This window comes from Isoptericola sp. Y581, from assembly GCF_059445475.1.
This window is the reverse complement of sequence record NZ_JCAIUK010000009.1, coordinates 74,267-88,262: the sequence shown is the minus strand read 5'-3', so window position 1 is coordinate 88,262 and position 13,996 is coordinate 74,267. Positions and strand designations below refer to the sequence as shown.

General features: G+C 71.1%; 10 protein-coding genes and 1 tRNA gene. 7 read left to right on the top strand and 4 right to left on the bottom strand.

Going from position 1 to position 13,996, the window contains the following annotated elements; genetic code table 11:
* Positions 1 to 22: 22 nt before the first annotated feature.
* From AC1C2W_RS17220 to AC1C2W_RS17205, 4 genes are all read right to left on the bottom strand, one after another.
* The gene (locus AC1C2W_RS17220) at positions 23 to 1,741 is read right to left on the bottom strand and encodes an alpha-L-rhamnosidase (RefSeq protein WP_495413861.1); all 1,719 of its coding nucleotides are present in this window, start codon (positions 1,739 to 1,741) and stop codon (positions 23 to 25) included.
* A 212-nt stretch (positions 1,742 to 1,953) separates the two neighbouring features.
* Positions 1,954 to 2,829, bottom strand: coding sequence for a nucleotidyl transferase AbiEii/AbiGii toxin family protein (locus AC1C2W_RS17215; protein WP_495413802.1), 876 nt, complete (start codon positions 2,827 to 2,829; stop codon positions 1,954 to 1,956).
* Between the two features lie 26 nt (positions 2,830 to 2,855).
* A complete protein-coding gene (locus AC1C2W_RS17210) occupies positions 2,856 to 3,923 on the bottom strand; it encodes a type IV toxin-antitoxin system AbiEi family antitoxin domain-containing protein (protein ID WP_495413801.1) in 1,068 nt (355 codons plus the stop codon).
* 505 nt (positions 3,924 to 4,428) lie between these two features.
* Positions 4,429 to 4,512 (bottom strand) — tRNA-Leu (locus AC1C2W_RS17205).
* 265 nt (positions 4,513 to 4,777) lie between these two features.
* Here AC1C2W_RS17205 and AC1C2W_RS17200 point away from each other — a divergent pair.
* From AC1C2W_RS17200 to pknB, 7 genes are read left to right on the top strand one after another with little or no spacing between them, the layout of a single operon-like run.
* The gene (locus AC1C2W_RS17200; protein WP_495390779.1) at positions 4,778 to 5,497 is read left to right on the top strand and encodes an FHA domain-containing protein; all 720 of its coding nucleotides are present in this window, start codon (positions 4,778 to 4,780) and stop codon (positions 5,495 to 5,497) included.
* 10 nt (positions 5,498 to 5,507) lie between these two features.
* On the top strand, positions 5,508 to 5,996 hold the full coding sequence (locus AC1C2W_RS17195; RefSeq protein ID WP_495413800.1) for an FHA domain-containing protein FhaB/FipA: 489 nt from the start codon (positions 5,508 to 5,510) through the stop codon (positions 5,994 to 5,996).
* A gap of 7 nt (positions 5,997 to 6,003) precedes the next feature.
* Positions 6,004 to 7,368, top strand: coding sequence for a PP2C family protein-serine/threonine phosphatase (locus AC1C2W_RS17190; protein ID WP_495413799.1), 1,365 nt, complete (start codon positions 6,004 to 6,006; stop codon positions 7,366 to 7,368).
* Positions 7,365 to 8,939 (top strand): FtsW/RodA/SpoVE family cell cycle protein, encoded by a 1,575-nt coding sequence (locus AC1C2W_RS17185; RefSeq protein WP_495390782.1) that lies wholly within the window; start codon positions 7,365 to 7,367, stop codon positions 8,937 to 8,939. The genes AC1C2W_RS17190 and AC1C2W_RS17185 overlap by 4 nt, the downstream gene beginning before the upstream one ends.
* A complete protein-coding gene (locus tag AC1C2W_RS17180) occupies positions 8,936 to 10,399 on the top strand; it encodes a peptidoglycan D,D-transpeptidase FtsI family protein (protein WP_495413798.1) in 1,464 nt (487 codons plus the stop codon). Before AC1C2W_RS17185 ends, AC1C2W_RS17180 begins: the two co-directional genes overlap by 4 nt.
* On the top strand, positions 10,396 to 11,958 hold the full coding sequence (locus AC1C2W_RS17175) for a serine/threonine-protein kinase (protein ID WP_495390784.1): 1,563 nt from the start codon (positions 10,396 to 10,398) through the stop codon (positions 11,956 to 11,958). Before AC1C2W_RS17180 ends, AC1C2W_RS17175 begins: the two co-directional genes overlap by 4 nt.
* Positions 11,959 to 13,953: a Stk1 family PASTA domain-containing Ser/Thr kinase gene (pknB, locus tag AC1C2W_RS17170; protein ID WP_495390785.1), complete on the top strand. Its 1,995-nt coding sequence runs from the start codon at positions 11,959 to 11,961 to the stop codon at positions 13,951 to 13,953.
* Positions 13,954 to 13,996: the final 43 nt, after the last annotated feature.

Here is a 13,996-nt window from a genome sequence, read left to right as displayed (position 1 = left end):
GCGTGCCGGTGACGACGGTCGATCAGCCCTTCGTGTCTGCCCGCTCCACACCACGGGCGGTGAACGAGTAGTCGCCGGACCCGACGGTCACCACGACCGACCCGTCCTGCACCTCGACGTCCTCCACCCCGTCGGCCTTCGCCGGCCGGGCTCCGCTCTCGGTCACGGCCTCGACGTCGCCGACCGGGAGCACCACCCGCGCAGTCGACCCGACCGGCACGTGGGCGTCGAGCCGGAGCCGCTGGCCGTGCGAGCGCCACGAGACGCTCACCGGTCCGTAAGGCGTCATGGTCTCGGCCTCGGCGTGGCGGGTGCGGTGCGTCACCCGGGGCGCGATCTCGATCGACCGGTAGCCGTCCTCGTCGGACGCCTTGATCCCGGCGACGCTGCGGAAGTACCAGTCGTCGACCGTGCCGAGGAAGTAGTGCCCCAGCGAGCGCGCCTCGAGAGACCAGTGCTCCCACATGCTCGTCGCGCCGTTCTCGATCATGTACCCCCAGCTCGGGTATCCGGTCTCGACGGCGAGGTCGAACGCCACGTCCTCGTAGCCGTGCTCGGTGAGGACCGGCAGGAGGTACTTGGTGCCGACCACGCCGGTGTTGAGCTTGTCGCCCTTCTCCCGGATGTCGGCGACGAGGCTCGCCGCCACCCGCTCCGGCGTGGCCTCGTCGGGTGCGAGGTCGAAGGCGAGCGCGACGACGTTGTGCGTTTGTCGGTAGCCGGTATCGCCTTCGCCCCGGTAGTACCCGTTCTCCGCGTCGAGGAACGTGGCGTTGAAGGTGTCCTTGACCCTCACGGCGCGCTCCGCGAACTGTGCGGCGTCGTCGTCGCGCCCGAGGTGCCCTGCGCTGCGCTGCATCGACACGAGCATCGCGTAGAGGTAGGCGGTGTTGGACACGCGCACGTCCTCGGGAGCATTACCGCCGGCCGGGCTCGCCTCGGGGCTCACCCAGTCGCCGAGCCGCGGTTCGCGGACGAGGCCGTCGTCGGAGCGGTCGAACTCCAGGTCGACGTACTGCTTCATACCGTCGTACTGCTCCGTGAGCACCCGGTCGTCCCCTCCGTACTGGTACAGCCACCAGGGGATCATCACGTAGGCGGAGTGCCAGATCGGGTTCACCCCCCACTGCCCCCAGTCGCCCGAGCTCGGCGCGATGACCAGGGGCGCACCGTTCTCGTCGCGGGTCTCGTGCACGTCCCGCATCCACTTGGCGAAGAGCTCGTGGGTGTCGAGGTTCGTCATGAACATCTCGGCGCCGACGGCAGCGTCGCCCGTCCACCCGTTCTTCTCGAACATGGGGGTGTCGGTCGGGATGCCGTGGAGGTTGTTCTTCAGGGTGTCGACCACGGCCCGGTGCACGCCGTTCATGATCGGCTCCGAGCTGTCGAAGCCACCCCACTCCTCGGCGTCGGTGTGCACCACCTTCGCCGTGAAGTCCTCGAGCGCAGGCTCGTCGCCCTCGGGCCAGCCCGTCACCTCGATGTACTGGAAGCCCTTGTACGAGAACCGTGGCTCCCAGGTCTCTGGGGCGCCGGTGCCCGCCAGCACGAAGCGGTCGGTCTGGAAGCCGCTGGCGAAGCCCCCGTTGTTGTCCGCGTTGATCCGTCCGTCGTCGCGCAGCTTCTCCGCGGCCTGGGCGCGGATCGTGGCCCCGGCCGACCCCTCGGCGGTGTACTCGACCCAGCCCGCGATCACGCGGGGGAACGTGACGACGTACGTCCCGTCCTCGGGTTCCGTGATGTCGACGGCCGGCAGCTCCTCGGTGACCCTGATGGGCTGCTGGCGCTGGTTGACGAGCTCTCCGCGGGGCCCGGCGGCTGCTGCGCCCGCCTATCAAGGATAGGAATCGGCACCGCCCCGCAAAGGCCAGCCCAGAGAGAACTCTGCCCACAGGCCGTGGATCTACCGAAGTAGGCGGAACCGGTCTGAACCTCTCGTTCCTCGAGGCTCCTCTACGCCGCGGGGGCGGACCATGCGCCGAGGTCGGGCGACCACACCATTCCGTCGGCGCGTGCGCTCATCGCCGGCTCCAGGAGTGCGCGCACCAGAACAACCGCGTCGACGAGATCCGCCGGGCACGCGTTGGTCGCAGCCTTCTGGTACTGCTGCTCCGTCCAACTCGTGGGCAGGCCGAAGGTGACGCGCGGCGCCAGGGCGCGATGGGCACGCTCGCCCTCGATGGCTACGCGCAGCGCAGTTCCGTCGAGCACGTGGGACTGAGCGATGATGACGATGTCGACGAGGTCGCGCACCCGGGAGGACTCGCGGCCGCCTGGGTAGGTCGCCTCGGTGGCGCAGAGCTTGTCGGCGAGGTGGTCGACGACGGGGTAGAGCCGGATATGGGGTGGCTCGACATTGGGGACTGCGATCAGGCCGGCGTGCTTCTTGATCTCGGGCTCGGCCGTCATGAGCGATCCGACGACCAGGTCGATGTGGAACGGAGCCAGCATCTTGGTGCCGCAATAGCACTGCACGTCGACCTGACGGGTGTTCACGCCGGGCTGCTGGTCCGCGCCCAGCGATCTGGTGCTGGGAACGACGAAACGAAGGAAGTCCCCGAGGTCACGCGAGAGTGCCTTCACCAGGTCTCGCTGAGCGACATCGAGGTCCTGGAGGTCGTGCAGGAGGTCGATGTCCTTGCTGTGCCGGGCGCTGTCGACCCGCATCAGGAGCGCGGTGCCGCCCTTGAGGACCCAGTGCGGGTCGGGCTCGGCGAAGACGCGGGCCAGGGCACGCTCGTACACGTACTCCCGCTGTAGATCGGAGGCAGATCTCTCGGGGCGGCCCTTCGACGCCTGCTTGGCGCGATCGGCGATGGACCGCAGCATCGCTGCGGGAGACGCGGGACCCTGGCTCACCGTGCCGCCTCACCATCTTCGTCATCATCGACATCTTCATCATCCCGGTGAGCGCCCCGAGCGGCGTCGACGGTCTGCTGGGCCAGCTGGAGAGCACGCCAGGTCTTGGTCGTGTCGAGACTCCGGATGAGCTGCGGGTAGAGCTCAGGGGACAGCTTCGGCAGGGGGATCTTGGGCATGCTCGAGGCCGCGCGAGCCCAACTTGCGGTGAGGAACGGTCTCATGGCCTCCCGGAGCCGCTCCTGGACGTCCCCGCCCATACCCGCCGTCAGCGATTTCATCAGGCCTTCATACGCCTTCGTCGTTGCCGCTGTGCCCTTGAACGGCACAGCAGCCTTGGCGAAGGCCCCAGACATCATTTGCATCGCGGCCAGTTGGGTGGCGACAGCACCCACGTCCGAGCCGATGATCGACCGCGCGAGGCTGTCCGGATCGATGCCGGCAGCTGCCATCAGATCCGCCAGCACCTGTTCACCATCCCTGCCGGCCTCAACCGCATCGAGCGCGTCCTGCAGGTCCCGGACCGTCGTCAGGTCGCGCCTCAGGGCATCAGCGACCACCGTTGCGACGTGGTCCTGGTCATGTCCGGCACGGAGCAGATCGGCGACGGTGCGGGCGGGCGTCGTGACCGGGAGCCCGTCGACGAGCGTGACCTCGTGCGGCGCGAGGACCGCGCGGTGCGTGCGCAGCTCTTCGCGTCGTGCGCGATAGCGGCTCGGCAGCGTCACCTCGGTCTGCGGTTCGAGGATGTCCCCGATGTTGTGCATGGCAGCTGCCGAGGCGTGCGACAGAACGCCGGCGACTTCAGGCTTCTCCAGCCGGACATAGGCCGGCGTGGCGGGATCGAGCGACAGCCAGGCAGCCCGACGTTGAGTGAGTTCACCCCCGGTTGCGGCCGGCGTCGCGTACACGCCCTGCATTACACGCTCGAGCTCACCACGCTCGACCATCCGCGACAGCATCATCCGGGTCACACCAGCAGCGACGGCCTGCGCAGTCGTGAGGAGGCCCCACTGGTCCGCGGCGATCTGCGCCACGGCCACCCGCGCATCCACACCCATCATGGACTGATTGTAACCCCTGGACGTTACAATTGGTCCCGGCATCACGCGTGTCAGTCCAGCTCCAACCGCCACTCCACCGAGCTGCTGCTCGCGATCTACCTCGCCGGCTACAACACCGTCGAACTCTTCCGGTGGTCCACCAGCCACGACCAGCCCGAACCCTGGGCCGAGCAGCTCGGCGAACCACCCGACACCCGGCCCATGGGCCGAGCTACCCGGTCAGCGCGCCGACATCGTCGAGGACCGCCACAGCGACACCAGACACCCGGCGACAACTGACACCACCGGCATCGCGCACCCCGGCCCGCGCCACGCACCGCCGCGCCCTCGAACGCCTCCCGCGGCCCACAAGATGCGGCTTCACCAGGTTCGACGCCCAGAAACAGGGATCGCGCCGCCCCAGCAGCCGGATCGCATCCCCCGGAACGCAGAAAGTCCCGGCCAGGAGAACCTGACCGGGACTTTCCGAAGATGTTCCGGCCCTGAAGCCGAAACCCTCCTCACGTGCGCGAGGGGGGAGTTGAACCCCCACGCCCTCTCGGGCACACGGACCTGAACCGTGCGCGTCTGCCTATTCCGCCACTCGCGCGTGCCGCAGAAGATTAACACGGCGGCGAGGGTGCTCCCCAATCACTGTGGCGCGCCCGAGCGGGCACCGGAGCGGGGGGTGTGGCACCGTCGTCCCGACGCAGGTGGTGGCCGCGTGCGACGTGACCTGGTCGTGACCTGCCGGTTCTGAGTCTGCGCCGAGCGTTCGCAGGAAATCCACACCGCGCGGAGGGATGGTGCTGCGGCGCTGCCTACGATCTAGATAGTCTGCCCGCGAACGAGTCGGGCCGACGGGAGGAGGTGGCATGGGCGCCTTGGATCGCTTCGAGAAGAGCGTGGAACGCGCGATGAACAACGCGTTCGCGAAGGTGGGTCGGAACAGCGAGATCAAACCGGTCGAGCTGGCGAGCCGGCTGCGCCGTGAGGTCGACGACCGCGCAGCGGTGGTCGGCAGGGACCGCACTGTCGTGCCCAACGAGTTCACCATCGAGCTGTCCACGGCGGACTTCTCCCAGATCGACGCCTGGGGCGCCGAGACGATGGCCGACGAGCTCGCGACCAACCTCACGGAGTACGCGGCGTCGCAGCACTATGCCTTCGTCGGCCCGGTCAGCGTGACCTTCGAGGAGCACGAGGACATCGCCGCCGGCCGCTTCGAGCTGCGCTCCGCGACGGTGCGCGGGAACGTCGCCCCAGCCACGTCCGCGGCGCCGTCCACGCGCCACCCGCTCATCGACATCGACGGTCAGCGCTACCTGCTCACCGGCCCCGTCACGGTCATCGGCCGCGACGCCGAGGCCGACATCGTCGTCGACGACCCGGGCGTCTCGCGCCGTCACCTGGAGATCCGCGTGACGGGGGAGGGCGTGGTCGCCACCGACCTGGGCTCCACCAACGGCCTGTTCGTCGAGGGCCACCAGGTGCCCGCCGCCACCCTGCTCGACGGGAACACCCTGACCATCGGCCGTACGCGCATCATGTTCTGGACCGGTAATGCCTCCGGCCAACAGACCGAGGACTGGTGATCTCCCCAGAATGAGTGAGCTGACGATCACCCTGCTCCGGCTGGGCTACCTGGTGCTGCTCTGGGTGTTCGTGCTCTCCGCGATCGCGGTGCTGCGCCGCGACCTGGCGCCCCGTGGGGCCCCGCGGGTCTCCCGCGCGGAGCGACGGCGCACCGAGGCCGCCCCCGCTGCCGCCGGGCCCGCGGCGCCCTCGGCGCCCGCCCGTTCCGGCCCGTCCCGCCTCGTCGTCACGACCGGCCCCCTGACGGGCACCACGCTCCCGCTGTCCTCGGCGTCGATCCTCATCGGCCGCTCGCCGGGCTGCACCCTCGTGCTCGACGACGACTACTCGTCGTCGCGGCACGCGCGCATCTTCCCGCAGGGCGACCAGTGGTACGTCGAGGACCTGGGATCGACGAACGGCACCTTCATCGGGGACGCGCAGGTCTCCGGGCCGGTTCTGCTGGCACCGGGCGTCGGCGTCCGGATCGGCCAGTCCGTCGTCGAGCTCCAGGGGTGAGCGCTCCGTGACCCTCACCCTGCGGTACGCCGCGCGGTCCGACGTCGGGCTCGTGCGCTCCAACAACCAGGACTCGGCCTACGCCGGCCCGCACCTGCTCGCCGTGGCCGACGGCATGGGCGGGCACGCGGGCGGCGACGTCGCGTCCCGGCTCGCGATCGCCGCGCTCGCGCCGCTCGACCGCACGGAGCACGGCCCCGAGGAGGCGCTGACCGACCTCGAGCACACGATCGAGCGCGCCCGCCAGGACCTCGTGCGCGTCAGCGACGCCGACCCCGAGCTGGTCGGCATGGGCACCACCGTCACCGCTCTGCTGCACACGGGCACCACGCTCGTGATGGCGCACCTGGGCGACTCGCGCGCGTACCTGCTGCGCGACGCCCGCCTCACGCAGGTCACGGTGGACCACACCTTCGTGCAGCACCTCGTCGACACGGGCCGGATCTCGCCGGAGGAGGCCGAGCACCACCCGCAGCGCAACGTCGTCATGCGCGTGCTGGGCGACTTCGACGTCGACCTGACTCCCGACATGTCCGTGCGCGAGGCGCGCGCCGGCGACCGGTGGATGCTCTGCTCTGACGGGCTGTCCGGCTTCGTCTCGCCGGAGCAGATCACCGAGGTGCTGGTCGAGTCGCCGACCCCGGACGAGGCCGCCGACCTGCTCATCACGCTCTCCATGACCGCAGGCAGCACCGACAACATCACGGTGATCGTCGCGGACGTCCTGGACGACGACGCGGCCGCGGGCGACACGGCCGGCGCGACGACCGCTCTGCCGACGTCGGCCGCAGCGGCGCAGATCGTGGGCGCCGCCGCGACCGGCGAGCTCCCCGCGGTCCTCACGACGCCCGAGGACGCGCCCGACGGCGCCGATCCCGCCCCCGAGGACGGGACCGCGGCGGAGAGTGGCGACCCGGACGACGACGACCCCGACGACGACGCCCGCCCGGAGCGGCGACGGCACCCGTGGATCACCCTCCTCGTGGTCCTCGTCGTGCTCGGAGGCGTCGGGTACGGGCTGTGGTGGGCGTACGGCTGGACGCAGCAGCAGTACTACGTCGGGGTGGCGGACGGCGAGGTCGCCGTCTTCCAGGGCATCCCGGCGAGCGCCGGCCCGCTCACGCTCTCCACCCCCGTGGAGCTCACCGGCACGCCGGTGTCCGACCTGCCGGACTACTGGGCGGACCGCCTCGACGGCTCGATCCGCACGTCGTCCGAGGCCGAGGCGCGCGAGCGCGCCGACCGCCTCATCTCGGAGGCCGCCCCCGAGCCCACGCCGATTCCTTCCGACAAGCCGACTCCGTCCGACAAGCCCACGGCCAAGGCCACCAAGCCCGCGGACGCTGCGGACGACAAGGGGTCGAAGGGGTGAGCGCCGCCGTCGAGGAGGCCCCCGCGGGGCGCACGGTCGAGCCCACGGAGCGCCGGCCCGCACGCCTGGCCGAGCTGTTCCTGCTGATCCTCGCGCTCGGCGCCGGGATCGCGGCGTTCGCGATGGTGGGCCACAGCATCACGGGCGCGCTGCCGGAGGACTTCTGGCCCACGAGCGTGCTGCTCACCCTCATCGGGCTCGCCGCGCACGTGGTGCTGCGCCTGCGCGCGCCGTGGGCGGACCAGGTGATCCTGCCCGCCGTGGTGCTGCTCAACGGCCTGGGCCTGGCGATGATCCTGCGCCTGCAGCTCGCGGACATGAACGGCGCCGACGCGTGGTCGCAGATGACGTACACGGGCCTGGGCGCGGGCCTGGCCGTCCTGCTCATCTGGTTCCTGCGCGACCACCGCTGGATCCGGCGGCTCACCTACACCGCCATGCTCGTGGGCCTGGGGCTCGTGGTCCTGCCGCTCGTGCCCGTCATCGGGCGCGAGATCAACGGCGCCCGCATCTGGGTCAACATCGGCGGCTTCTCGCTGCAGCCCGCCGAGTTCGCCAAGATCGCGTTCGCCATCTTCTTCGCCGGCTACCTGGTGACCAACCGGGACACCCTCGCCCTGGCGGGCAAGAAGGTGCTGGGCCTGCAGCTGCCGCGCATCCGCGACCTCGGCCCCATCATCATCGTGTGGGCCGCCTCGCTCGGCGTCCTCGTCTTCGAGCGCGACCTCGGCACGTCGCTGCTGTTCTTCGGCCTGTTCGTCGCGATGCTGTACCTCGCCACGGAGCGGTTCAGCTGGGTGCTCATCGGCCTCGTGCTGTTCGCCGCCGGGGCCGTGCTCGCCGCGAGCATGTTCCCGCACGTCGGCGCGCGCATGGACGTGTGGCTGAACCCGTTCGATCAACAGCTGTACGACGCCCCCGCGGGGTCGTACCAGATCGTGCAGGGCACGTTCGCGCTCGCCTCCGGCGGGCTCTTCGGCACCGGCTGGGGCGAGGGGTACCCGTACCTCGTGCCGTACGCCTTCTCCGACTTCATCTACTCGTCGCTGGGCGAGGAGCTCGGCCTCACCGGCCTGCTCGCCATCCTCCTGACGTACCTGCTCATCGTGCAGCGCGGCCTGCGTACGGCGATCGCGGTGCGCGACGGGTTCGGCAAGCTGCTCGCCGGCGGCCTCGCGTTCGTCATGGCGCTGCAGCTCTTCGTCGTGGTCGGCGGCATCACCCGCATCATCCCGCTCACCGGCCTGACGCTGCCGTTCATCGCGCAGGGTGGGTCGTCGCTGCTGGCCAACTGGATCGTCATCGCACTGCTGCTCCGCGTCTCGGACAACGCCCGGCGCCCGTCCGCCCTGCCGGTGCGGGGCACAATCGCCCAGGGCGGTGCCATGCACGACCCCATCGTCGTCGGCGCCCAGGACGGGACGACGCCCGGCCGAGGGACGCCCGTGCGGAGGTCGGCGACCGGGGCGGTCGACGACGGTGCCGGGGGCGGGGGCGGGCAGGCCACGGAGTACATCCAACGCCCGCGCGACCCGCAGAACCCGGACAGCAGAGGAGGTGAGCACCTGTGAACACGACCCTGCGCCGGCTCGCGAGCGTCGTCATGGTCATGTTCCTGGCGCTCATGGTCTCGACCACGTGGATCCAGTTCTTCCACGCCGACGAGCTGAACGGCGACACCCGCAACATCCGTTCGATCTACGCCGAGTACGGCCGCGCCCGCGGGCCGATCGTCGTGGGTGGCGAGGCGGTGGCCCTGTCCAAGCAGGTGGACGACGAGTTCGGCTACCAGCGCGAGTACACGAGGCCGCGCACGTACGCGCCCCTGACCGGCTTCTTCTCGCTGGCGAACGGCACCACGGGGATCGAGCACGCGGAGAACGACTACCTCAACGGGCAGGCCGACGCCCTGTGGGTGGACCGGCTGCAGAACCTGCTCACCGGCAAGGACCCCGAGGGGTCCTCCGTGGAGCTCACCATCGACCCGAAGGCGCAGCGGGCCGCGTGGGACGCCCTCGGCGACCAGCAGGGCGCCGTCGTCGCCCTCGACCCGAAGACGGGCGCGATCCTCGCGCTGGTCTCCAAGCCCACGTTCGACCCGAACGACCTGGCCTCGCACTCCACCAAGGAGGCGAGCGAGGCATACACCAAGCTGCTCCACGACGACGACAAGCCGCTGATCAGCCGCGCCACCGCCTGGAGCTACCCCCCGGGCTCGACGTTCAAGCTGGTGACCACCGCCGCGGCGCTCGAGAGCGGCGACTACAAGCCGTCGACTGTGATCCCCGCACCGTCGACGTTCACCCTCACCGGCACGAACACCCAGGTCGGCAACTTTGCGGGCACGTCGTGCGCGTCAGTGGGCGAGATGACGCTGGCCGACGCGCTGCGGATCTCGTGCAACACCGCGTTCCTCGGCCTGGGCGGCGAGCTCGGCGCGGACGCCATGGACGAGCAGGCGGAGAAGTTCGGCTTCGGCAAGACCTTCGATATCCCGTTCAAGGCCGCGGCCAGCACGTACGACAAGGACCCGGACGCGATGTCCACGGACCAGGTGGAGCAGTCGGGCATCGGCCAGGGCAGCGTGACCGCGACGCCCCTGCAGGTAGCCATGATCTCCGCGGCGATCGCGAACGGCGGCGAGGTCATGGCGCCGTACTCGGTGGACACCATCCGGGACCCGCAGCTCGAGGTGGTGCGGCAGGGCTCGCCCACCAGCCTCGGCCGGGCAGTCTCGGAGAAGAACGCCGGCGAGCTCACGGACATGATGAAGAGCGTCGTCGAGTCCGGATCGGGCACGAGCGCGCAGATCTCGGGCGTCTCGGTCGCCGGCAAGACGGGCACCGCCCAGCACGGCGACAACTCCGAGCCGCCGCACGTGTGGTTCACCGGGTTCGCCCCGGCGGAGGACCCGCAGGTCGCGGTCGCGGTCGTCGTCGAGAACGGCGGCACGCTGGGGTCCTCGGCCACGGGTGGCAGCGTCTCGGCACCGATCGCCAAGGCCGTCATGGAAGCGGTGCTGAACGGATGAGGCCCACCACGGGGCTCGCCCTCGGCGAGCGGTACCGCCTCACCCGGCAGATCGCGGTGGGCGGCATGGGCGAGGTCTGGGTGGCCGACGACGGCTTCCTGGGCCGCGAGGTCGCGGTGAAGGTGCTCCGCGAGGAGTACACCGGCAACGAGGACTTCCTGCGCCGCCTGCGCACGGAGGCGCGCAACAGCGCCGCCCTCTCGCACCCGAACATCGCGCAGATGTACGACTACGGGGAGCAGGACGGCGCCGGCTTCCTCGTCATGGAGCTGGTACTCGGCGAACCCCTGGCCGACCTGCTCGAGCGCGAGCCCGTCGTCGCGCCCCGCAAGCTGCTGCCGATCCTGGCGGCCACCGCCCGGGGCCTGCACCACGCGCACCTGGCCAAGGTGGTGCACCGCGACGTCAAGCCCGGCAACATCCTGCTGGAGCACGGCGGCAGCGTGAAGATCACCGACTTCGGGGTCTCCCTGGCCGCCAACCAGGCCCCCATGACGGCCACCGGCATGGTCATGGGCACCGCCCAGTACCTGTCGCCCGAGCAGGCGGTGGGGCAGGCCGCGACGGCCGCCTCCGACCTGTACGCGCTCGGGGTCGTCGCGTACGAGGCGACGGCGGGCAAGCGTCCGTTCACCGGCTCGACGCCGGTGGACATCGCGGTGGCGCACGTCAACGCGCCGGTACCGCCGCTCCCCACGCACGTGCACCCGGGCCTCGCCGACGTCATCGGGCGGATGCTGGAGAAGGAGCCGTCGCGCCGGCCGGAGTCGGCCGCAGCGCTGGCGGGCGAGCTCGACGCCCTCGCGCGTGAGATCGCGCAGGACCCGCTCGGGGCGCGGTCCCGGTCGGCCCGGCGCGCCGCCGCGTCGGGGGCCCGCCCGGTCACGCGCTCGCCGCGGGCCGTCCCCGCGCACGCGGCGCCCGGCCAGGCGCGGCCGGGCAGCCCGGCCACCCCGCAGGCGCTGCCCGTGTCCTGGACGGCGGTCAACCCGAAGGACGACACCCGCACCCCCGCGACGCCGCAGCAGGCCGCGGGGGAGGCGACGCCGGAGGCCGGCGTCCCCGTCCCCGACCCGCCGCCGCTCGACGGCCCGCACGCCGACGACGACTTCGCGGAGCACATCGTGGGTGGGCCCGCGGGCCGCGCCTACCCGCTGCGCCGGGAGGTCCGCGCCAGGACGCACGACGCGCGCCGCCCGGCGATACGCAAGTCCGCGACGGGCCCTGCGCCGTCCCGGAACAGGTCGACGGGGGGCCGCTCCGCCCCCGACACGAAGCAGGGCCCGCGCCGGACGTCGACGTCCACGGGCCAGCGCTTCGGGCCGCTCGGGCGGCTCTCCTGGCCACTGCTCGCCCTGCTGGGGCTGTTGGTCGTGCTGCTGCTCGCCACGATGGTGCAGGCGATGGCGGCCGAGGGCGACGGCGAGGCGGCGATGCTCGTCACGGGCCCCCTGCTCGCCCTCGCCCGCACCGGCACGGGCGTCCGTCCCAACTCTGGGATGATGCTCCGAGACACGCCGTGCGCCCCGCGCGCGGCCATGACCGAGAAGGACGACTGAGTGGTGGACAAGACGCCCCGAGTACTCTCGGGCCGGTACGAGGTCGGTGAGCTCATCGGCCGCGGCGGTATGGCCGAGGTACACATCGGGCACGACACGCGCCTGGGTCGCACCGTCGCGATCAAGGTGCTGCGGTCCGACCTTGCGCGCGACCCGTCCTTCCTGGCCCGGTTCCGACGCGAGGCGCAGTCTGCCGCCGGGCTGAACCACCCCTCCATCGTCGCGGTGTACGACACGGGGGAGGACACCCACACCGACACGCAGGGCGCGTCCGTGCACGTGCCGTTCATCGTCATGGAGTACGTGGAGGGTCACACCGTCCGCGACATCCTGCAGGACGGCGCCGCAGTGCCCATCGAGGAGGCCGTCGAGATCACGGCGGGCATCCTCAGCGCGCTCGAGTACTCCCACCAGGCCGGCATCGTGCACCGCGACATCAAGCCCGCCAACGTGATGATCACGCCCACGGGCGCGGTCAAGGTGATGGACTTCGGCATCGCGCGCGCGATGGCGGACTCCGCGGCGACGATGACGCAGACCCACGCCGTCATCGGAACCGCCCAGTACCTGTCGCCCGAGCAGGCCCGCGGCGAGACCGTCGACACCCGCAGCGACCTGTACTCCACGGGCTGCGTGCTGTTCGAGCTGCTCACCGGGCGGCCACCGTTCATCGGCGACTCCCCGGTCGCGGTGGCGTACCAGCACGTCGGCCAGGCGCCGCAGCGCCCCAGCGAGCTGGCCTCGGACGTGCCCGAGGTGCTCGACCGCATCGTGCTCAAGGCCCTCGCCAAGGACCGCGACGCCCGCTACTCGACGGCGGCGGAGTTCCGCGCCGACCTCGAGTCCGCCATCCGCGGCGGTGATGTCACGGCGCCGCTGGTGGGCGCGGCGGCCGCCACCCAGGTGCTGGGCGCCGGCAACGCGACCCAGGTCATGGACCCCGCGGGGACGTCGCAGTGGGGGCCCGCCGCCAATCCCGAAGAGGCGCCCGAGGAGGAGCACAAGAGCCGCAAGGGGCTCATGTGGGCCCTGATCGCCGTCGGCGCCATCGCGCTCGCCGCGATCATCACGTTCCTCATCATCAACTCGGGCACGATGGCCAAGGCCACCGTGCCGGAGCTCGGCGCCACCGTCACGCCCGCCGAGGCGGAGAAGCGGATCACTGACGCCGGGCTGGTCTACAAGCAGGAGACGGACACCGACTCCACGGAGCCCGAGGACACGTTCCTCGGGCAGACCCCCGACGGGGGCACCGAGGTGGACCAGGGCTCCACGGTCACCGTGACGTTCTCCGCCGGCCCGGACACCATCGGCGTCCCCGAGGTGGCGGGCAAGACCGAGGACGAGGCGCGCCAGATCATCGAGGACGCCAAGCTCCAGGTGGGCGAGGTGGAGCAGCAGAACAGCAAGTCCGTGCCCGAGGACGTCGTCATCGGCACGAGCCCCGAGGAGGGCAAGGCCGTCAGCGAGGGCGACACGGTCGGCCTGATCGTCTCCACCGGCCAGGTGGACCTCCCCGACCTGAGGGGCATGACCGAGGACGAGGCCAAGGCGAAGATCGCGGACCTTAAGCTCAGCTCGTCGTCCAGCACGGAGGAGAGCGACAAGGACCCCGGCACGGTCATCAAGCAGAGCCCGCAGGCCGGCCCGGTCACCCAGGGCAGCGAGGTCTCGATCGTCATCGCCAAGGAGAAGGCCCCCGAGAAGACCTCGGTGCCGCAGGTGCAGGGGCTCACTGCCGACGACGCGCACACGGAGCTCGGCGGGGCGCAGCTCATCCCGGACGACACGTTCGAGCCTTCCGACACCGTGCCGGCGGGCGTCGTCATCTCGCAGGAGGTGCCGGCGGGCACCGAGGTCGAGGTGAACTCCCACGTCGGGATCGTGATCTCCACCGGCCCGGAGGCCGACGAGACCCCCGACCCGGACCCTACGGCGACCGACGCCGAGGACCCGCTCCCGGGTCTGGACCTCGGCGGGGACGGCGAGGGCTGAGCACCCGCCCGTTGGGCCTGTCGACCCCCGCTGGTTGAGCCTG

What these genes read in the sequence shown, in the direction of transcription:
- AC1C2W_RS17215 (WP_495413802.1), bottom strand. Translation starts at nt 2,829, where the DNA reads ATGCTGCGGTCCATCGCCGATCGCGCCAAGCAGGCGTCGAAGGGCCGC.
- AC1C2W_RS17210 (WP_495413801.1), bottom strand. Translation starts at nt 3,923, where the DNA reads ATGATGGGTGTGGATGCGCGGGTGGCCGTGGCGCAGATCGCCGCGGAC.
- AC1C2W_RS17200 (WP_495390779.1), top strand. Translation starts at nt 4,778, where the DNA reads ATGGGCGCCTTGGATCGCTTCGAGAAGAGCGTGGAACGCGCGATGAAC.
- AC1C2W_RS17195 (WP_495413800.1), top strand. Translation starts at nt 5,508, where the DNA reads ATGAGTGAGCTGACGATCACCCTGCTCCGGCTGGGCTACCTGGTGCTG.
- AC1C2W_RS17175 (WP_495390784.1), top strand. Translation starts at nt 10,396, where the DNA reads ATGAGGCCCACCACGGGGCTCGCCCTCGGCGAGCGGTACCGCCTCACC.